This is a genomic window from Rheinheimera sp. NSM, assembly GCF_052380015.1.
GTDB lineage: Bacteria > Pseudomonadota > Gammaproteobacteria > Enterobacterales > Alteromonadaceae > Alishewanella.
Genome location: NZ_JBQTCI010000001.1, coordinates 729143 through 749588, shown reverse-complemented (window position 1 = coordinate 749588; position 20446 = coordinate 729143). Strand labels below are relative to the sequence as shown.

Sequence of the window (20446 nt, the reverse complement as noted above, 5' to 3'; positions counted from 1 at the left end):
ATTTTTCGGTCAGTTCTGCAACAAGCTTTACAAATCAAACGTTAAGTAATGATGGCTTTTCCAACAGAGTAAGCAGTAAAACCGCAGAGCGCGTAAAACAAAAAACCGCAACCTGTTACAGCTGCGGTTTTTGTGGTGTTTGGTGTGAGCCGGCCGTTAAGCCGGGTTCTGTGCTCTGTTGCCAGAGTGACAATCATTCCTCTAGGACTTAAGTCGCCTTAAGCCTCAAGCAATCTACCCGCCCCCAACGCGGGCCGCGCCAAAGGGGGCCTATTTGATCTTGCTCCGGGTGGAGTTTACCGTGCCACGAACTGTTGCCAGCCGCGCGGTGCGCTCTTACCGCACCCTTTCACCCTTACCTGATCCCACTTGCGCGGGCCATCGGCGGTTTGCTCTCTGTTGCACTGGTCGTAGGCTCACGCCCCCCAGGCGTTACCTGGCACCCTGCCCTGTGGAGCCCGGACTTTCCTCCCCCTGCTTGCGCAGGCAGCGATTGTCTTGGCCAACTCACGGCGGCAATTATACCGGTTTTATTCAGTTTCACCAGACAATTGCAGTGCCACTTTATACAGGGCGTTTTTCTTGCCGCCATGAATTTGTGCCGTTAAGGCGGCGGCCTTTTTCAGCGGCAACTCGGTTAGCAACAGTTTAAGGGTGCCAAGTTCGGCATCGCTTACTTCACTTTCTGCTTTTGGTGTCGGAGCTATCATCAGCACCATTTCGCCCTGGCAGCGCTGCGGATCGGCTTCCAACCAGGCGGTAATTTGCGCCGCGGTACCGTATTCCAGATGCTCAAAGGTTTTGGTCAGCTCTTTGGCCAGCACCAGCTCGCGCTCTGGCCCAAACACAGCAACCACATCCTGTAGCGTGTCTTTAATCCGCCTGGCGGTGTCGTAGCAAATAATGGTGCCGACCCCGGCCGGAATGTCGGATAGCTGGTTTTGCCGCTGTTGGCTTTTCGGCAATAAAAAGCCGATAAAATGGAATTTGTCGGTGGGTAAGCCGGCGGCGCACAAGGCAGTAATTAACGCACAAGGGCCGGGAATGGGAATAACCCGCACCCCGGCGTCGCGGCACTGGCGTACTAAGCTGTAACCGGGATCGCTGATCAGTGGCGTACCGGCATCAGATACCAGTGCAACATGCTCACCGGCCAGACATTTTTGAATAATGCCGGCGGCGCGTTGCTTCTCGTTATGGTCATGCAACGCCAGGGTTTTGGCGTTAATACCCAGATGCGACAGCAAGCGCCCGGTGTGGCGGGTGTCTTCTGCTGCTATCCAATCGACCTGCTGTAAGGTGCTGATAGCGCGCTGGCTGATGTCGTCCAAATTACCAATCGGGGTGGCCACTACATATAAAAAACCGTTTTCTTTTGCCATTTGATGATTAATGTACGCTATTTGTTTGAGCTTAACCGGCAGTCTCAGTAAGATAAGACCATTGTTTCGCTATGGTACTGCGCATTGTGACTTCCAGCAAATTAAAGCCTCTGTTATTTATCGGCCTGTGTACGGTGCTTGCCGGCTGTGCCCAAAGCCCGGTAAAACCGCCGCTTAGCGGCCAACCAACCGCTACAGACAGTACAGCACAGCAAACTGCGGCCGTGCCGGCACGCCAGCTATACCGGCTGGCGGCGAATTATCAGGCCGAGCCACAGCATTATCATTTACTTAAAGCTGCGCGCCAGGCTATAACCGAGCAAGATTACCTGCTGGCGCTGGCGATCAGCGAAAACCTGAAACAAAGCCCGTATCCGCTGATCCAACGGCAAAATAAACTGGTGTTGCTGCAGGCTTATCTTGCCACTGAGCAGCAAAACAGCCTGCTACAATTGCTCGACAATACAGCGTTGTCTGACATAGACCCGGGCGACAGAACCGATTTTCTCTGGCTTAGCAGCCAATACCTGACCCAACAACAACGTTATCTGGCGGCCAGCCGCAACCTGCTGCAGCTGACACAGCAAAGCGACGCCGTGCAGCGTTACCCGCAGCACAGCGATATGTTGTGGCAAAACTTATCTGCCCTGAGCGACAGTCAGTTAGAAACACTGCGGGTAGGTGCCAACCAAATCAGCAGTGCCTGGTTAAACCTGGCACTGTTAAGCCGCCGTTACATTGGCCAGCCGCAGGCGCTGCAACAAGCTTTTGCCGATTGGCAACGCCGTTACCCGATGCTGCCGCAAGCTCAGCAACTGCCTGATGCCGTACAACAACTGCTTAGCCTTACCCCTTATCAACCGCAGCGTATTGCCGTGTTGTTGCCGCTTAATGGCCAATTTCGTCAACATGCACAGGCCGTGCAATATGGTATCTTAGCCGCCGCCGGCAATAACTCTGCCACTGGTCTGGTGTTTATTGACAGCCAGTTGGCCGCCGACGAACTGCAGCGCCAGATTGAGCAAGCGCAAGCCGGTTTTGTTATAGGCCCGCTGTTAAAAGACCAGGTAGATACCATCAGCCGCCTGGCAGACTGGCGCTGGCCTACGTTGTTTTTAAACAGCCGCGACAGCAACTATCAGCACAAGCCGGAGCAATTTTACTTTGCCCTGAGCATGGAAGATGAAGCTGCGCAAATGGCAGCCTTGTTCCAGCAGAAAAATTACCGCCGCCCGGTGGTGATAAGCTCGGCCAACAATATCAGTGTGCGCATGCAGCAACGCTTTGCCGCCCGCTGGCAGGAGCTGGGTAACAGTGCACCGGAGCAGCACCGTTTTAACAGTAAAGAAGAGCTCGAAGGCTTAATTAACCGTGTACTGGAAACCGACCGCAGCCGTGAGCGGGTAAAACAGATCAGCGGCTTGGTGTCGCCCAAGCTGGAAGCCGATCCGCACAGCCGGCTGGATATTGATGCCATTTACCTGATAGCCGACCCGGTACAAACGCGTTTATTTAAGCCCTTTGTTGATGTGTCAGTGAGCCAAACTGCACCACGTGTACCGGTATATGCCAGTTCACGCAGCCACAGCACCGGGCTGGACAGCACCGACCTGCGCGATTTAAACGGCTTAACCTTTACCGAAATGCCGTGGATGCTGGGCGAGCAAAACAGCGTGGCGTTGCGCAGTACCTACCAACAGCTGTTTCCGGAGCAGGACGAAACGCTGCAACGCCTGTTTGCCATGGGCTACGATGCCTATAATCTGGTGGGCAGCCTGCGCCAACAGCAGCAGTTGCCCTCTACCGTGTTCCCCGGCCTGACAGGCCAGCTGCGGCTGGAAAGCAACGGCAGCATAGTACGCCGCCTCAGCTGGGCCAGTTATCGTAATAACCGGTTATTGCCGATACAAGAGCCCTGAGCAACAGCATGAACAACCTTGGCCAGCTGTATGAACAACTTGCCGCAGAATATCTGCAACAGCAGGGCCTAACGCTGTTGCAGCAGAATTACCAATGTAAAGCCGGTGAAATAGATTTAGTGATGCGCGATGGTGCCAGCCTGGTGTTTGTTGAAGTAAAGTACCGCGCCAGCAGCGCCTTTGGTGGAGCCCTGGCGGCAGTCACCGTTGCCAAGCAGCAGAAATTACTGCGCAGCAGCCGCTGGTATTTACAGCAGCACCGGTTGCATGATCACGCTTGCCGGCTGGATGTGCTGGCGATTGAAGGCCAGCCACCGTACCGTTACCAATGGATAAAAAATGCGATTACGCAGTAGTAACCGACACAGGAAACCGTGATGCAAGAGCATATCCGCCAACTGTTCAGCGAAAATATTCAAACCATGATCGCCACCGGCGAAAGCCTGGCCGGCCCGCTGGAAAACGCCGCCTTTGTTATCGTTAACAACCTGGTTAGCGGCGGTAAAGTGATCTGCTGCGGCGAAGGCGCGACAGCGGCCCTGGCCACCCACTTTGCCCAGTTACTGCTGGACCAGTTTGAAACCGAGCGCCCCTGTTTACCGGCACTGGCCTTGCAACCGCACAATAACAGCCTGCAACACAGCCACCAACAAGATTATCTGGCCAGACAAATTAAAGCGCTGGGGCAAAACAACGACGTGTTATTGGTGATCTCACTCAGTGGCAGTGAACCGGCGTTAATAAAAGCGGTCGAAGCAGCATTAACCAATGATATGAAAATTATTGCTCTGACAGTGGACAGCAGCGGCGAACTGTCCGGCTTGCTGAACCAACAGGATGTCGAATTAAAAGTGCCGGCGCACCGGCGTGCGCGCATCTTTGAATGCTACACCTTCTTATTGCACAGCCTGTGCGAACTGATTGATATGACGTTGTTTCCACAACAAGGAGATATATGAACACGGTAAAACTACTCTGCGCCTGCACTTTGCTGGCGTTACTGCAGGGCTGCGCAGCAGCGGTGGTCGCCGGTGGCGCTACTGCTGTTACCTCAGCTAATGACCGCCGTACCCTGGGCGCGCAAATTGATGATAAAAACGTGGTGTTAAAAGCCAATAGGGCACTGGCCGACGACCCTGCTACGGCCGAAGGCAGCAATATTAACGTAACCAGCTATAACGGTGTGATGCTGCTGACCGGACAAACCCGTACCGAGCAAGTACGCCAGCGGGCCGGTGCCTTAGTGGCTAAGATTGATGGCGTACGCGACGTGCAAAACCAAATCCGGCTGGGCAACAATACCGGCATGACCACCCGCACCCGCGACAGTTGGATATCCACCAAAGTAAAAACCCAGTTACTGGCCGATGAGCAAGTCAGCGGGTTAAATATCAAGGTAGTAACAGAGAACGCCGAAGTGTTTTTAATGGGCCTGGTCAACGACCAGGAAGCCGCCAAAGCAGTAGATATTGCCCGCCATGTTGATGGTGTAGCACGCGTTGTACGTGCTTTTGAAATCCGGCAAAACTGAGCAACACATATGGCAAAAGGGCAGCGATTGCTGCCCTTTTTTATTGTTAGGCCAAGAGTATTTAACACTCCTGCAGCGCTTTTAGAACCTTAGAGTGAAACTCGCGCTGTTTCATTACCAGCATTACCACTACCGACGCCACCATAAACAGGATGGGGTCAATAAACCAGGTAAGCGCGGACAGCGAAAAGTAAATTGAGCGCAAGCCATAGTTAAACGAATGGCCAGCCTGATCGATTACTTTAGCAGCACGGTTAGCGTACAGTTGTTGCTCGTCTGATGTCATGCCGCGGCCATCCGGTGCGGCGCCAATTAATACACCGCAAAAACCGTATTGGCGCAGCGACCAGGTGAACTGAAAAAAGGCAAACACATAAATAAAGCTCAGCAGTAACAGCTTGAGCTGCACCGAACTTTCGCTGTAGCTGGCCCAGGGCACCAGGTTGGTCAGCATCAGGCTTAACTTGTCTGCAGCTGTCATTACCGTGAGTAAACCGGCCAGAATTAACAAGGTGCTGGAAGCAAAAAAAGTGACATTACGTTCTAAGGTAGAGATAAGCCCGACATCGGCCATCTTGTTATCACGCAGCAGCATTTTTTGCATCCAGTCGTTGCGTTTACGCCGCAGCTCAAACGACAAACAACTGACCACTTTAGCGCGGCGTTTGGCAAATAATGTATAGCCAATCCATAGGCCGAAAAACCAGATAACCGCAATTAAATCAATGGTATTAGCCATCAAAACGCTCCGTTATTATGTTCGTTCTAAGCTTACGCTATTTTAGCGCTGCCTGGCGATAACGCCGGCGGTTAAATTGCCACGCATCTGCGGTATACAGTAACAGCGCCAGCCAAATTAAACCAAAGGTTACAAAGCGTTCTGCTGCGAAAGGTTCATGGTATAACCAGACACCAAACACAAACATAAAGCTGGGGCCGATATACTGGAAAAAACCCATGGTAGATAACTGCAGGCGCCGCGCCCCGGCAATAAAGCATAGCAACGGTACTGTGGTAACCAGGCCGGCAGCCATCAGGTAACCGTTTAACTGCCAACTGTTCTGCAGCAGGTTAGCTGCACTGCTGTCGGCAAACTGCCACCAGTACCACAGCGCCAACGGCAGCAACAACACCGATTCATAAAACAAGCCGGTGATAGCATCTACCGCCAGTTTTTTACGCATTAAACCGTAAATAGCAAACGAACCTGCCAGCGTCAGCGCTATCCAGGGTAAGGAACCAAAGGTGATCAGTTGCAGCAACACGCCGCTGGTCGCCAGCGCAACCGCGCCCCACTGCAGCTTACGCAGCCGCTCACCGAGAAACAGCATGCCCAGCAGCACATTCAGCAGCGGATTAATGTAATAACCCAGGCTGGCGTCCAGCATATGGTTATTGTTTACCGCCCAGATAAACAGCCCCCAGTTACCACCCAATAGCAACGCCGACACCAGTAACCAGCCGAGCATTTTGGGCTGGCGTAATATTGCCAACACTTTAGTGCCCTGCCTTAATGCCAGCAGCACAATAAACAGCAGTAAAAACGACCAAACAATACGGTGCAGCAGAATTTCGGCGGCAGGAATAAAATCGATTTGTTTAAAGTACAGCGGGGCCACGCCCCATAAACTGTAGGCACTGGCGGCAAAGATACCACCCAGTTTTTGTTCGCGGCTTAACGACATGCAGGCAGGCTCCGGTAAATGAGCCGCTATTATACGCCGCTTTTATGGCTAAGCGCAGGACACTTAACGGTAAAAACCGGTCAGCCAACTAAATAAGTGCCGGTACCCAGCGCGATATGCAGTCCCTGTTCGTTGTGCAGCTCCATCCGGCATACCGCCACTTTATTGCCGGCGCGGATCACTCTGGCGGTGGCAATAAACTGCTCGCCGCGGCCCGGGCGCAGGTAATCGGTGCGGATATCAATGGTGCTCATTTTACCAAGCCGCTCTACCAACTCTGCCGGGGCCACATCGGTCAAGCGCCCCAAAGCACTGGACACCGCCATAATGCCACCGGCTACATCCAGCACCGAAGCAATAACGCCGCCATGCAAAATTTGCTGCAGCGGGTTGCCAATCAGTTGTTCTGACCAGGCAAAACACACTTCAACCCCATCTTCAGCAAAGCGGGTTACCTTTAAACCTAATAAACGGTTAAACGGCATTTGATCAAACGCATTGGTGATCATAGGTAGTAACGGGCTGTTTTGCATAGCATTCTCACTGGTAAGACCTTTATTATTATCCCGCAGTGTAGCCGACTGTGCCGGCCAGGCAAGGCTTGATGACATTTTATTGTTTCTGTACGGCGCGTTTCTGATTAGAATGGCGGCTGTTTCGGGCCAGCTGACCACACAACGTGATAAAACCGTGATACAAGATTTACTACCTCTGTTAAAACAAGCCTTCGGTTACAGTGAGTTTCGCGACGGCCAGGCTGAAGTGATTCAGGCGGCGCTGCAGCAACGCGACAGCTTTGTGCTGATGCCCACCGGTGGCGGTAAATCGCTGTGCTATCAACTACCCGCTTTGCTGTTGCCGCAGGTTACCATAGTGGTATCGCCGCTGATGTCGCTGATGAAAGATCAGGTCGACGCGCTTAAAGCCAACGGTATTGCCGCCGAATTTGTTAACAGCAGCTTAAGCCGCGAAGAAGTGCTGCAGGTGTTTGCCAGGTTGCGCCGCGGTGAGCTGAAACTGCTGTATGTCGCGCCAGAGCGCTTGTTACAGCCTAACTTTCTTGATCGGTTACAAGAGGTCGGCGTCAGCTTATTTGCCATTGACGAAGCGCACTGTATTTCACAGTGGGGCCATGATTTTCGCCCCGACTATATGGCCCTGGCGCTGCTGAAGCAGCGTTTTGCCGGAGTGCCGCTGATGGCACTGACGGCCACTGCCGATGGCGCCACGCGGCAGGATATAACCCGGCAACTGACACTGCAGCAGCCGTATATTCACCTTGGCAGCTTTGACCGGCCCAATATCCGCTACACCGTGCAGGAAAAATTCCGCCCGGTAGAACAACTAACCGCCTATTTACAGCAGCAGGACGGCGCCAGCGGCATCGTGTATTGCAGCTCGCGGCGCAAAGTGGATGAGTTAACCGAACAGCTGAAACAGCGCGGCTTTAATGCGGCCGCCTATCACGCCGGACTAAGCAGTGAGCAGCGCAATGCCGTACAGGACGCCTTTAAGCGCGACGATTATCAGCTGATTGTCGCCACTGTTGCCTTTGGTATGGGCGTTAACAAATCGAATATCCGCTATGTGGTGCACTTTGAACTGCCGCGCACCATCGAAGCCTATTATCAGGAAACCGGCCGTGCCGGCCGCGACGGCGTAGCCGCGGAAGCCATCTTGCTGTTTGACCCGGCCGATATTGCGCGGATGAAACGCTGGCTGGAAGCCGAAGAAAACCCGCAACGCGCTGAAGTGGCCTGGCAGCGTTTTTTAGCCATGGCAGCCTTTGCCGAAGCGCAAATTTGCCGGCGTCAGGTGCTGCTGAACTATTTTGGTGAAGCCAGGCAACAAAGCTGCGGCAACTGCGATATTTGCCTGCAACCACCGCAACAGTTTGACGGTACCGAGCTGGCGCAAAAGGCGTTGTCCTGTGTGTACCGTGTTGGCCAAAGCTTTGGTATGCACCATGTTATTGATGTACTACGCGGTGGCCAGAATCAAAAAATTGTTGAATTACAGCACGATAAATTGTCAACCTGGGGCTTGGGCAAAGACTTAAGCCACGACTACTGGCTAAGCATACTGCGCCAGTTAATTCATTTTGGTCTGTTGCAACAAGACATTACCGCCCACTCGGTGTTAAAGCTGCAACCGGCAGCACGGCCGGTATTACGCGGCGAGACGGCGTTGTCGTTAGCTGTGCCCAGGTTGCAGAGCGTAAAACGCGAGCCGCAACGCTTAAGTAAGCAGCAATACGACCGCACCTTATTTGCTAAGTTAAAAGCCCTGCGTAAGCATATCGCTGCCCGTGATGATGTAGCACCTTTTGTGGTATTCAGCGACGCCAGCCTGATAGAAATGTGCCAGCAACTGCCTACCGATAACCGCAGCTTGCTGGCGATTTCCGGTGTGGGCCAAACCAAACTCAGCCGTTACGGCGCCGACTTTATCGACGCCATCAGTGATTACCTGAGTGATGAAGCTCAGCCGCCGGCCGGCAGCCCGGCGTAAAATGCGGCCAAATTGGCAATGTCTGCGTCAGATAAACCGCTGGCCATCGGCGACATAATCGGGTTTTTCCGTTCACCGTCACGATAAGCTTTGATCGAGCTTTCCAGGTATTTTACTTTCTGCCCGGCCAGATTAGGGTAATCCGGAATGATCGAAATACCATTGGCGCCATGGCAAGCCGCGCATACTGCGGCCTTGGCTTTACCCAGTTGCGGATCTGCCGCTTGAGCGGCAACAGCTGTTAACATCAGGGCGGCGCCCGCTATCCACTGTCTCATAGAATCTCCGTTATCGTTATAGTACCGTTTAGTTATAACCTAAGTTGCTGAATGCTCAAGCCATATAAACGGCTACAAGCTTGATCTCGGGCAAAGCCATGCAAAATTTGATTTTCTGCTGACACCATAAGCCGCTCTATGTTAATGTTCGCCGCTAAAACATTAACAATGTAGACCGCCATAGGGAGCGCTGTAACCGTGAGAAGCACCATGCATATTGTGATACTGCTGCTTGGCTTACTCACCGGCGCTGCTCACGCCTTTCACGCTGAAGTTAACCCCCTGCAAAGCCCTTTGGCCGGGCAACAAAGCCTGCGCCAGCTATACTTTTTAGTCACACCGGCTAACATGACGCTGGACGATTTACTGGCCGATCCGGTACATCATCACAGCTTTAGCCTGATAACCCGGCAGCAAAGTTTGCTGTTTGAAGAAGACCAGGCGGTGTGGCTGTTTGCCAGGTTGCATAACACCGGCAACAGACCGTTGCACAGCATTCTCGAATATGACTTTCCGCTGGCAGATAAGATAGAAATGTACCAACTGCAGCGGCAAAGCAAAGATATTAAGCTGCTTACCCGCTCCGGCAACAGTTATCCGTATAGCGAGCGTGCCTTGCCCTACCGCAGTTTTGCCGCAAGCCTGACCCTGCTGCCGGACGAAGAAACGGATATTTATATCAAGATACAAGATGCGGCCGTGATACCCGGCGACATCCGGTTATGGCGCCACGACAACTTCGTTGCCACCATGCAGCAAAACGCTATGCTGGATGGCTTATTGCAGGGTATTTTAGTATTACTGGCATTGTATAATCTGGTGCTGTTTATCCACAGTAAAGCCAGGCACTACCTGTATTACACCGGCTTCTTTATCAGCTTTGCGTTGGTGGTCGCCATTTTGAACGGCATGGCCTTCGCTGTGCTGTGGCCGGAATATCCGGAAGTTAACCAAGCCATTTTATACATTGCTGTGGGTGCTGCCCTGCTGTGTTTGAACCTGTTTACCAGCCATGCACTGCAAAGTTATGCCAGCCACTGGTGGCGCCGTTGCAGCCATATCAGCAGTTTTGCGGCCTTATTACTGTTATTCAGCCCGCTGTTTGCCGACGGCCAGTTGCGACTGTATCTGCTGTTCTTAGCGCTGTGCTGGGTATTAATCAGTAATTTTTTGTTGGCGTTGAGTTTCAGCCTGGCCGGAGATGCCCGCGCCCGCACTTTTGTCTGGGCTTGTGTGCTGACACTGTGCAGTGCTTTGCTGCTGACATTGCACCAGGCCGGGTATTTACGGGCTGATGTTAACTGGCTATACATCCTGTTTTCGTTAGTGTTGTTGTGCCTGGCATTAACCAGTTTTAATCTGCAGAATATCCGCCTGCCTAACGAGCCTGCACTACAGCACAGCGCATCGATGCAGCAGTATCATGATATTTTCCACAACGCCGTAGAAGGCATGTTTACCACTACCGCAGACGGTCGTCTAATCAATGTTAACCAGGCCTTGTTGGATATTCTCGGTTATCCGGATCGCAATGCCTTAGAGCAAGCCATCAGCGGCACCGGTATGGCCCGTTTTTATGCAGACCCGGGCGAGCGGTTACATATGCTGCGCCAACTTGAGCTGGGCAGCAAGAACAGCTTCGAAATTCGCGGCTTGCGCGCTGATAACAGCCCGTTTTGGGCGCTGATGTCGGTGCGGCTTGCCCATTCAGATAACGGCAAAGAGGCATTTGTGCATGGCTCGGTGATTGATATTACCGGGCAGAAACAGGCCAATGAGCAGCTGGCCTACCTGGCTAACCACGACAGCTTAACCGCTTTGTACAACCGCTTTTACTTTGAACAGCAGTTACAAGCGCTGTGCGATACGCCGGGCCGCAGCAAAGGCGCCGTGCTGTATATCGACATAGACCAGTTTAAAGTGATTAATAACAGTTGCAGCCACAGCGCCGGTGATGCGCTGCTTAAGCAAGTCAGTGAGCTGTTTAACCGCATTGCCGGCCAGGCCGGGCCGCTGGCCAGGTTAGACAGTGATGAATTTGGTATTCTGCTGCCTGGCAAAAATGCCAATGAAGCCTTCGCTATGGGTTATCGCATCCTCGATGCGATGCGTGAGTTCCGCTTTATTTGGCAAGACAATGTTTACCCCGTCAGTGTCAGTATTGGTATTGCTGACATAGCCGCAGACGATAGCCTGGCCGACACTGTGTTAAAAAAAGCCGATGCAGCTTGCGGCATTGCAAAAAATAAAGGCCGCAACCGTATTCAGTTATTTGATGAGGGTGACAAAGACAGTCAACAACACCAGGCTGAGGTACAGTGGGTAGCACAGCTACGCCAGGCAATAAAAGACGACAAATTTGTGCTGTACCAGCAATCTGTGCGGGCTTTAAACAAAACCGGCACCGGCTTACACTATGAATTGTTGCTGCGTTTGCAGGGCGATGATAATCACCTGATTGCTCCGGCCGGCTTCTTAAGTTCAGCCGAGCGTTACGGCCTGATGCCACAAATCGATCGCTGGGTGATCCGGCATTATTTCCGCTGGTTAAAGCAACATCCGGAACACCTGCAACAACTGACATTGTGCAGCATTAATGTGTCCGGCAGCTCCTTGCTGGATCCGGCATTTAAAGATGACGTGCAGCAATTGTTCAGCGGCTTTCAAATTCCGTATCAGCAAATTTGCTTTGAGATCACTGAAAGCGCGGCTCTGGTTAATCTGCAAAACACCCTGGCCTTTATTGAGCATTTTCGCGCTTTGGGCTGTCGTATTGCGTTGGACGATTTTGGCAGCGGTTTCTCCTCTTACAGCTACCTGAAGCACTTCCCGGCCGACTTCGTTAAAATAGACGGCCACTTTGTGCGTGATGTACTTGACGATCATTACGATAAAGCCATCGTAAAATCAATCCACGACGTCGCCGGTGCTATGGGGATGCTTACCATAGCCGTATGCGTGGAAAGCGCAGAAACACTGGCTGCGCTGGAAATCATGGGTATTGATTATGCCCAGGGTTATGCTATCGCCAGGCCGATGCCGCTCAACACGCTGCTAACCTGAAGTGAAATATATTTCCATTCCCCTATTGCTGACAGAATAACCAACTCAGTACAATGCCGGTGCGACATCTCGTCGCTCCTTAACAGGCAAACCCAAATTTATACTTATTTCGTTCGGAGTCTTTAATGCAACGGCTGCGTGAATTATCGCGTCGTGTTGAGGCTGTGTATGGCGAAATAGCGACAACGTTTTCAGCTTATCAGCAACAACGTGGCTTAAATTGCCGCAGCGGCTGCGGTGAATGCTGTTTGCAACCGACGATAGAAGCGACGGTGCTGGAAATGTTGCCGCTGGCATTACACTTGTTTGATCAAGGTAAAGCGGAACAAACACTGACACAACTCGAAGAGTTAACAGAGCCTCAGGGCTGTTTTTTTTACCAAAAGCTGTCATTTGACGGCAAACAGGGCCAATGCAGTGTGTACCAGCAGCGCCCGGGCATTTGCCGCTTGTTCGGTGCCGCCGGCTATCGTGATAAACAAGGCCAGACCTCATTGTCGGTATGTAAGGTGATTAAAACCGACCGCGCGCTGGCGTATCAGGATACGCTGATAGCGCTGCAATCTGATCCGCCGCCGATGATGATTATGGCCAAAGAGCAGATAAACGAGCTGGATTATGAATTGGGTAAGCAACACTTACCCATTAACGAAGCGCTGCAGCAGGCGCTGGAGAAAGTGTTGTTTAAAGCCTGGTATTCCGGCATGAACGACGATCAACAAATTGCCTGATAACTGCCGGGCAGCCGCAACGGGCTGCCCGACAGCTTATTAATTCCAGCCTTCTAATACTACCTTGCCAATAGCAGTACCGCTTTCCAACAGCTGATGTGCGCTGCGTAAGTTGGCAGCGTTAATGCTGCCGGCGCTGTGTTTTAGCGTGGTTTTGATCTGGCCTTGCTGAATAAGCCGCGCCAAATCAGTCAATAGCTGATGCTGCGCATTCATATCCGGCGTGCCGAACATAGCGCGGGTAAACATAAACTCCCAATGCAGCGAAATGCTCTTTTGTTTCAGCGGCATAATATCAATGCCACCGGCCGGGTCGTCAATCAGTGCCAATTTGCCCTGTGGCGCCAGCATTTGTACCAGCTCGGCATAATGCTGCTCAGTGTGTGTCAGGCTGGCGACATGGCTGACACAGCTTAAATCCAGCGCTTTGAGCTGTGGTAACAATGGCTGGCTGTGGTCCAGCACATAATGCGCTCCTAACTCCGTAACCCATTGCCGCGTTTCCGGCCTGGACGCCGTAGCTATTACCGTAACCGTAGTCAGCTTGCGGGCCAACTGTAGCAGCACCGAGCCCACGCCACCGGCAGCGCCGGTGACCAGTAACACCGGGCGCGGATGCTTTAAACTGGCTTGTTGTATTTCCAGCCGGTCAAACAGCAGCTCCCAGGCGGTAATAGCAGTTAACGGCAGCGCCGCTGCTTCAGCGTAACTAAGATTGTCCGGCATCAACGCTACAATACGCTCGTCTACCAGTTGCAACTCGCTGTTACTGCCGGGCCTGGTTAGCGAGCCGGCATAAAATACTTTATCACCGGCCTTAAACAGCGTGACCTCTTCGCCCACGGCGACCACTTCACCGGCGGCGTCCCAACCCAACACCTTATATTGCCCAGAGTCAGGCTGCGCGCGCTGGCGTACTTTGGTGTCTACCGGGTTAACTGATACAGCCTGTACCCGCACCAGAATATCGCGCCCTGTAGCCACCGGATCCGGCAATGTTATATCCAGTAATGCCTGTGGATCTGTGGCCGGTAACGAGGTTTGATAGCCTACTGCTTTCATTGCTTTACCCTTATAGTTTTGCATTAAGTCGCTTGATACTACTGCGCTTTAATTACATCTCATGATATGTCAGCTTATAGCGCTGCAGTTTTTTCAGCAAGCCTTGCCTGGATAAACCTAATAACAGTGCCGCGCGGGTTTTGTTGCCGCCACTTTGCTGTAAGGCCCGGGTTATCAGCTGAATTTCCAGTTGCTGTACTGCAGGATCGAGCAGTAATAAGTCTGCAGCAATCTCTGTGACAGCTGAGGCCGTAGTAACTGCTTCGGGGTGCAGTAAGCTGATATCGGCCATACTAATCACCCCGCCCTGCGCCACGGCAGCTACGCTCTCCAGCGTATTTTTCAGCTCACGGATATTGCCCGGCCAGTCACGCTGTAAAAACCAACTCAGCGCTGTACTGTCCAGTTTAAGCAGTTGCCGGTGTTGCCGCTGCAGTTGCTCAAGGAAAAACTGCAGTAACAGCGGTATGTCCTGGCGCCGTTCTGCCAGTGCTACCGTTTCCAGCGTAATGCCCTTGATCCGGTAGTATAAATCTTCGCGAAACAAGCCTTTTTGTACCAACTGCGGTAAATTGGCATTGGTGGCAGAAATCAGCCGTACATCAATTTTATGTTGCTCGCGCCCGCCTACCGGAAAATAGGTGCCTTCTTGCAGTACCCGCAACAGTTTTACCTGCATTGGCAGCGGCATTTCACCAATTTCATCCAAAAATAAGGTGCCGTTGTCAGCCAGTTTCAGCAAGCCCGGCCGGTCTTTATCGGCGCCGGTAAAAGCGCCTTTTACGTAACCGAATAACTCACTTTCTAACAGCTCAGCCGGTATAGCACCGCAATGCACCGATACAAAGGGCTGTGCCGCGCGCCGGCTAAGTTCGTGCAATGCACGCGATACTACCTCTTTACCGGTACCGGACGGCCCGGTAACCAGCACCCGCACGTCGGTAGGGGCAATACGCTGGATCAAAGTGCGCATAGCAACCATAGCCGGCGACACGCCGATTAAGCGCTGCAGGCCGGCATCGGTTTGTTTTTGCTGCTTCAGTTGCTGTAACTCGGTATCTAACTGATGCTTATTCAGCGCGCGCTTGATCACCACCGCCAGTAAATCCGGGTCAACCGGTTTGGCAATAAAATCCCAGGCCCCCAGTGCTATGGCATCCAGCGCTAACTGGCGCTCGGCGTGGCCGGTAAGAATAATCACCGGCCGGCTGTTAAACTCAGCTAATGCCTGCAGCGTATGTTGCGGATCAAATTGCGGTGGCAAGGACAAGTCCAGCAGAATTAAATCGGCGTCAAACCGGCTCAGCTGAGCGCGGGCAGCACTGAGATCGGCTGCGGTTTCTACCTGATAGCCAGTTTGGCTTAACCAGCTTTGCGCCAACTGACGAAACGCCGGTTCATCGTCGACCAGTAAAATTTTGCCATCAGCCATCTGCGTTATCCTGTGGTTGCTTATGCGGTTGTGCAAGGTGTTGCTTAAATTGCAGTTCAAAACTTACCGGCCAGCCCAGATCGGTTCTGTGCCTTACCTCGCCGCCATGCGCCTGCATAATGCGCCGCACTATGGCCAGGCCAAGACCACTGCCACCGGCACGCTTACTGACAAAAGGTTGAAACAAGCTGTCATGCTGCTGCGGCATAATTGCCGGGCCGTTGTTATGCACATAGAGCAAAATGTCGCCGTTATCGTGACGTGTTTCGATACAGATCTGCGCTTGCACCTGGTTACGGCAAAATGCCAGCGCATTGTCGGTCAGGTTTATCAATACCTGTTGCACGCGATAACTGTCGGCGTACAGCATCAGCTCATCTGCCACCTGCAGTTGGCATTGCACGCCCTGCCAGTCCTGTTGGCTGATTACCGCCTGCAGCAGCGGCTTTAACGGCTGCCAGCTGCACTGCAATTGCAGCCGGCCGGAATAACTGAGCAGGTCTGCAATTAAGCGGTCGGCACGTTTTAACTGTTGCTGAATATGAGCACGTGTCTCTGCCGGGGTGGTGGCCGCGGCCATGGCAATAATATTCAGCGGATTACGCAGTTCATGCGCCATCGCAGCAGATAAGGCGCCAAGCTCAACCAGATGTTGTTGGTCCAGCCGTTTGCGCTCGGCATCGGCCAGTTTTAACGACTGCTCCAGAATGCGGCAATTGCTCAGCAGCAAAGCGGCGAACACTTCGCCCTGTAAGCGATAGCCGGGCGTAACATCATCCCAGCCGCGCAGCTGATAGTGCCAACCGCTGTCATCACGTTGGCACAAAATAAGTAAACCGGCACGGCTGTCACCGGCGGCCGGCAGCTGCACACTGACCTGGCGGCGCAAGCGGCCGGACAGCAACGCAGCAGCCTGCGTCGCCAACTCCGGCCAGCTCTGTGCTTGTTGCAATTGCGCCCGCCAGTGCGCCAGCAGGCTCTCATTTAATTGGCCCCCCGGGTAAATCAACCGCCTGGCTAACAATGACAAAGGTTGATAACAGGCCGCAGACAACAGCAGCAACAGCGCCGAATATAACCACAGCTGGCTGGCCGGCACTGCAGACAACGCCTGCATACCCAGTTGCCCGAGCAAAGCACTGACCAGTGCCATTAACGCCAACACCAGCAGCAGCATGCCCAGCCATAGCAGGGCTTTATTGGCAAAGGCATTAATGGCCAACACCTGATAACGCACCACGCCGTACACCAACAGCAGCAGATAGCTGGGCAACAGCAGCATCGGGTACGGATACCAGTTCAGCCCCAGCGACGGAAACACAAAGCTGGTAGCGAGCAATAAGCCCCAGCCTCCGGCCAGAAACATCGCCACTATAGAGCGGCGCTTATTGCCGCTGTGTACGCGCCAACCCAGCCACAGCACAATATGTGCCGCCACCCCCAGCGCTACTGTGTACAACAGGTTCAGCCAGCCTATGCCCTGAAACACAAAAAATGCCGTAAAACCGCTGCTGCTGATCACCTTAGCGCCGCCGGCAGCCCAGCTCAGCCCAATAATGATACCGGTTAAGCCATACAGCACGGGAAAAAATTTGCCCTGTTGCAGTAACGCCGGTACCGGTTTGTTACCGTCAGCAACAAACTGCACAGCAAAGTGTAAAAAAAACATCGGCATCAGCGGATTAGCCAATATCAGCGCCATGCCCAACTGTGGCCACTGCTGCAAGATGGCTATATGGCCGGCACACCACAGTGCCATCATGGCAGCAAAACCGGCCAGTGCCGGCATAGCACGTTGGCGCTGGCCCTGCCACAGCAACCAACCGGCCAGCAATACGGCACAAGCACTGGTTAGCAACATACTGATTTCAAACAGTAACGACAGATCCACTGTAAACCCTGTTAACAGCTAAAGTGAAATGCAATCGTAAACCTTGTTTACAATCGGCTCAAGTAAAAAATTAAACCAATTTAAAATCAATAACATAAGCTGACACCGCAAAGCTGGTCAGTATCTTGCTATAGCGTACTGCAGATAGCTAAGTCAGCTTTTCAACAGCAGTAAAAGAGAACTTTATGAACAGTAGCCTGTTATTAACGGAAATCCTGGCCCTGAGCCTGATGGTCGCCACCGCCCTGGCTCCCGCCGCCTGGTGTTATTTACAACAACGGAGACGCTGATATGGAATTGGATGCCGCGCTGTTATCACGCCTGCAGTTTGCTTTTACTGTTAGCTTTCATATTATTTTTCCGTCTGTCACCATTGGCCTGGCGACCTTAATTGCCATTTGGGAAGGCTTATGGTTAAAAACCCGCAATCCGGTTTATCTGCAACTGGCCAAGTTTTGGATCAAACCGTTTGCCATTACCTTTGGTATGGGGGTGGTGTCGGGCATAGTGCTATCGTATGAATTCGGCACCAACTTCTCTGAATTTTCCCGCATTACCGGTGCCGTACTGGGGCCCTTGATGGCGTATGAAGTGCTGACGGCGTTTTTCCTCGAAGCCGGTTTTCTCGGCATTATGTTGTTTGGTTGGCAACGGGTTGGGCCCCGGCTGCATTTCTTTGCCACTGTGGTGGTGGCGGTAGGCACCTGGATTTCCGCATTCTGGATTATTGCCGCTAACTCCTGGATGCATACCCCGGCAGGCTATGCCATTGTCGACGGCGTATTTCATGTTAAAAGCTGGTGGGAAGTCATCTTTAACCCCTCCATGCCCTACCGCTTCAGCCATATGCTATTGGCCGCCTTTATTACCGGCACCTTTGTCGTGCTGGCCACCAGTGCCTGGCAACTGTTGCATACAGAGCACAAAGCCATGGCGCGTAAAGGCTTGTCGATGACCTTATGGCTGGCACTGATTTTAACGCCGCTACAAGCCTACGTCGGCGATTTGCACGGCCTGAATGTTAAAGAACATCAGCCGGTGAAACTGGCCGCGATGGAAGGCATTTGGCCGGAGCGTGAAGCCGGCGCCCCGCTGCTGCTATTTGCTATTCCGGATAGAGCGGCAGAGAAAAACCATTTTGAAATTGCTATTCCCAAACTGGCCAGCCTGATTTTAACCCATGACCCGGATGGCGAGCTGATGGGCTTAAAAGCCGTGCCGGCAGACGAGCGGCCCAATGTTGCCGTGGTGTTTTTCTCCTTCCGCATCATGGTTGGCATTGGCATGCTAATGATACTGGTGGCTGTCACCGGCGCTTACCTGCGCTGGCGCGGCACTTTGTATCAAAGCCGCTGGTTTTTAACTGCCTGCAGTTATCTGGCGCCTGGTGGCATTATTGCCGTGTTGGCCGGCTGGTATGTGGTAGAAGTAGGCCGCCAGCCATGGCTGGTGCAGGGCCTGGTGCGTACTATAGAGGTAGTGTCGCCACTGCCGGCCGAGCGGGTGCTGTTTTCCTTAACGCTGTTTGTGCTGACTTACAGCCTGCTGTTTGGCGTTTATCTGTACTTTATGCGCAAACTGATCCGCAAGGGCCCGCCCTCGCCGGAGCAACTGCAACAACAACTGATTGGCGTTAAAGCTGCCGGCTATGCCGCGGCCCTGGCGAAACAAATTAAAGCGGCACAGGGGTATAACTAATGGAACTGCAATTGGGTTTACCACTGTTTTACTTTTTGCTGCTCGGTTTTGCCATTTTAATGTATGTGCTGTTGGATGGTTTTGATTTGGGCATCGGCATTTTGTATCCGTGGTTTAACAGCGATGCCGAGCATGATCACCTGATGCGCTCAATCTCCCATGTGTGGGATGGCAACGAAACCTGGCTGGTGTTTGGCGGCGTTATTTTGTTTGGCGCCTTCCCGCCGGCCTATGCATCTATCGCCTCTTTGCTGTACCTGCCGATAATGCTGATGTTAATTGGCTTGATTTTCCGCGGTGTCGCCTTTGAATACCGCTTTAAATCTAACACCTCACGTCAGTGGTGGAACCGGGCCTTTGCTATCGGCTCCAGCCTGGCGGCGTTTTGCCAGGGTTTAATGCTGGGCGTACTGGTGCAAGGCGTAGACAGCGACACTATAGCCTTGTCCAGCTTACAGTGGCTAACGCCGTTTAGCCTGTTTACCGGACTTGCGGTGATGGCCGGCTATGCTTTGCTGGCCTGCACCTATCTGACAATGAAAAGCCGCGGCGACATTCAGCAAAAGGCGGCCCGCTACGGCCAGCGCTTGCTGTTGTTTGTCATGTTGTCGATGTTATTAGTCAGCCTGTGGACACTGTGGCTGCAACCGGATATTCGTCAGCGTTGGTTTGGCGGTACTCATACCCTGGCACTGATGCTACTGCCGCTGTTGGCCTTGTTAGCAGCACGCTTATTATTCCGTGATTTAGGCCGCGTACAGCGCCAGTTTGCCGCCGACAGCGATATTAACCGCCGCCATGAAAGCCGGCCGTTCTGGCTGGCGGCCAGTTTGTTTCTGCTGGCCTTTGCCGGCCTGGTTGTCGGTTTGTTCCCTTACCTGCTGCCACGCCAACTGAGCTTTTATGCTGCCGCAGCGCCGGATGCCAGCCTGAGTTTTATGCTACCGGGAGTGCTGATTTTCGTGCCGTTGATCCTTGCCTACACGCTGTGGGGCTATCATATCTTTCGCGGTAAGGTAGAAGACTTCGAGGAGGGCTATTGATGCTAAAGCGCCCCTTACCCAAAGCCGTATGGTTTGTACTGTTGTATCTGGCCGGCCTGTGCAGCCTGACGCTGGTGGCCTTGTTGCTTAAATCACTGCTGGCAGGTATATAACCGGCCGCGTATCGGCCAAAACCTGCCGTTAATCGCATTTAGCGGCTATTTTTGCAGCAGCCCCCTTGCGGGGTGCAATACAAGCGCTCATTATCATTTAACACGGC

The 20446-nt window shown here is 52.9% G+C and carries 17 protein-coding genes and 1 other RNA gene; 9 read left to right on the top strand and 9 right to left on the bottom strand.

Annotation, left to right across the window (positions count from 1 at the left end):
* Positions 1-141: 141 nt before the first annotated feature.
* Together rnpB and rsmI are read right to left on the bottom strand one after the other, a co-directional pair.
* Positions 142-510: RNase P RNA component class A (gene rnpB / locus ACTZWV_RS03310), an RNA gene on the bottom strand.
* A 20-nt stretch (positions 511-530) separates the two neighbouring features.
* Positions 531-1382: a 16S rRNA (cytidine(1402)-2'-O)-methyltransferase gene (rsmI, locus tag ACTZWV_RS03305; RefSeq protein WP_444785169.1), complete on the bottom strand. Its 852-nt coding sequence runs from the start codon at positions 1380-1382 to the stop codon at positions 531-533.
* A gap of 86 nt (positions 1383-1468) precedes the next feature.
* Here rsmI and ACTZWV_RS03300 point away from each other — a divergent pair, with 86 nt between their 5' ends.
* The 4 genes from ACTZWV_RS03300 to ACTZWV_RS03285 are packed head-to-tail and all read left to right on the top strand — an operon-like array spanning position 1469 to position 4832.
* Complete coding sequence (locus ACTZWV_RS03300; RefSeq protein ID WP_444785168.1) at positions 1469-3301, top strand: penicillin-binding protein activator; 1833 nt, start codon at positions 1469-1471, stop codon at positions 3299-3301.
* 8 nt (positions 3302-3309) lie between these two features.
* Entirely contained in the window at positions 3310-3657 is a 348-nt protein-coding gene (locus ACTZWV_RS03295) for a YraN family protein (protein ID WP_444785167.1), read from the top strand.
* Between the two features lie 21 nt (positions 3658-3678).
* Positions 3679-4260 (top strand): SIS domain-containing protein, encoded by a 582-nt coding sequence (locus ACTZWV_RS03290; protein WP_444785166.1) that lies wholly within the window; start codon positions 3679-3681, stop codon positions 4258-4260.
* Positions 4257-4832, top strand: coding sequence for a BON domain-containing protein (locus ACTZWV_RS03285; RefSeq protein WP_444785165.1), 576 nt, complete (start codon positions 4257-4259; stop codon positions 4830-4832). Before ACTZWV_RS03290 ends, ACTZWV_RS03285 begins: the two co-directional genes overlap by 4 nt.
* Positions 4833-4893: 61 nt before the next feature.
* On the opposite strand, the gene ACTZWV_RS03280 is transcribed toward ACTZWV_RS03285, so the two are convergent.
* From ACTZWV_RS03280 to ACTZWV_RS03270, 3 genes are all read right to left on the bottom strand, one after another.
* Positions 4894-5571: a DUF599 domain-containing protein gene (locus ACTZWV_RS03280; RefSeq protein ID WP_444785164.1), complete on the bottom strand. Its 678-nt coding sequence runs from the start codon at positions 5569-5571 to the stop codon at positions 4894-4896.
* A gap of 37 nt (positions 5572-5608) precedes the next feature.
* A complete protein-coding gene (gene rarD / locus ACTZWV_RS03275; protein WP_444785163.1) occupies positions 5609-6517 on the bottom strand; it encodes an EamA family transporter RarD in 909 nt (302 codons plus the stop codon).
* A gap of 80 nt (positions 6518-6597) precedes the next feature.
* Positions 6598-7128, bottom strand: a complete 531-nt coding sequence (locus ACTZWV_RS03270) for a thioesterase family protein (RefSeq protein WP_444785162.1) — start codon at positions 7126-7128, stop codon at positions 6598-6600.
* A gap of 34 nt (positions 7129-7162) precedes the next feature.
* Here ACTZWV_RS03270 and recQ point away from each other — a divergent pair, with 34 nt between their 5' ends.
* Positions 7163-9028: a DNA helicase RecQ gene (gene recQ / locus ACTZWV_RS03265; protein ID WP_444785161.1), complete on the top strand. Its 1866-nt coding sequence runs from the start codon at positions 7163-7165 to the stop codon at positions 9026-9028.
* Here recQ and ACTZWV_RS03260 read toward each other — a convergent pair.
* Complete coding sequence (locus ACTZWV_RS03260; RefSeq protein WP_444785160.1) at positions 9001-9306, bottom strand: c-type cytochrome; 306 nt, start codon at positions 9304-9306, stop codon at positions 9001-9003. The genes recQ and ACTZWV_RS03260 overlap by 28 nt on opposite strands.
* 210 nt (positions 9307-9516) lie before the next feature.
* Here ACTZWV_RS03260 and ACTZWV_RS03255 point away from each other — a divergent pair, with 210 nt between their 5' ends.
* Together ACTZWV_RS03255 and ACTZWV_RS03250 are read left to right on the top strand one after the other, a co-directional pair.
* Entirely contained in the window at positions 9517-12369 is a 2853-nt protein-coding gene (locus ACTZWV_RS03255; protein ID WP_444785159.1) for an EAL domain-containing protein, read from the top strand.
* A 125-nt stretch (positions 12370-12494) separates the two neighbouring features.
* A complete protein-coding gene (locus ACTZWV_RS03250) occupies positions 12495-13100 on the top strand; it encodes a YkgJ family cysteine cluster protein (RefSeq protein WP_444785158.1) in 606 nt (201 codons plus the stop codon).
* A gap of 39 nt (positions 13101-13139) precedes the next feature.
* Here the strand turns inward: ACTZWV_RS03250 and ACTZWV_RS03245 are convergent, their stop codons facing one another.
* The 3 genes from ACTZWV_RS03245 to ACTZWV_RS03235 are packed head-to-tail and all read right to left on the bottom strand — an operon-like array spanning position 13140 to position 17485.
* Positions 13140-14162, bottom strand: a complete 1023-nt coding sequence (locus ACTZWV_RS03245; RefSeq protein WP_444785157.1) for a zinc-binding alcohol dehydrogenase family protein — start codon at positions 14160-14162, stop codon at positions 13140-13142.
* A 52-nt stretch (positions 14163-14214) separates the two neighbouring features.
* Positions 14215-15594, bottom strand: coding sequence for a sigma-54-dependent transcriptional regulator (locus ACTZWV_RS03240; protein WP_444785156.1), 1380 nt, complete (start codon positions 15592-15594; stop codon positions 14215-14217).
* Positions 15587-17485 (bottom strand): ATP-binding protein, encoded by a 1899-nt coding sequence (locus ACTZWV_RS03235; RefSeq protein ID WP_444785155.1) that lies wholly within the window; start codon positions 17483-17485, stop codon positions 15587-15589. Before ACTZWV_RS03235 ends, ACTZWV_RS03240 begins: the two co-directional genes overlap by 8 nt.
* 291 nt (positions 17486-17776) lie before the next feature.
* Between ACTZWV_RS03235 and ACTZWV_RS03230 the strand changes: the two genes are divergently transcribed.
* Both ACTZWV_RS03230 and cydB read left to right on the top strand, forming a co-directional pair.
* The gene (locus ACTZWV_RS03230; protein ID WP_444785154.1) at positions 17777-19183 is read left to right on the top strand and encodes a cytochrome ubiquinol oxidase subunit I; all 1407 of its coding nucleotides are present in this window, start codon (positions 17777-17779) and stop codon (positions 19181-19183) included.
* A complete protein-coding gene (cydB, locus tag ACTZWV_RS03225) occupies positions 19183-20226 on the top strand; it encodes a cytochrome d ubiquinol oxidase subunit II (RefSeq protein WP_444785153.1) in 1044 nt (347 codons plus the stop codon). Before ACTZWV_RS03230 ends, cydB begins: the two co-directional genes overlap by 1 nt.
* The last annotated feature ends 220 nt before the right edge of the window (positions 20227-20446 follow it).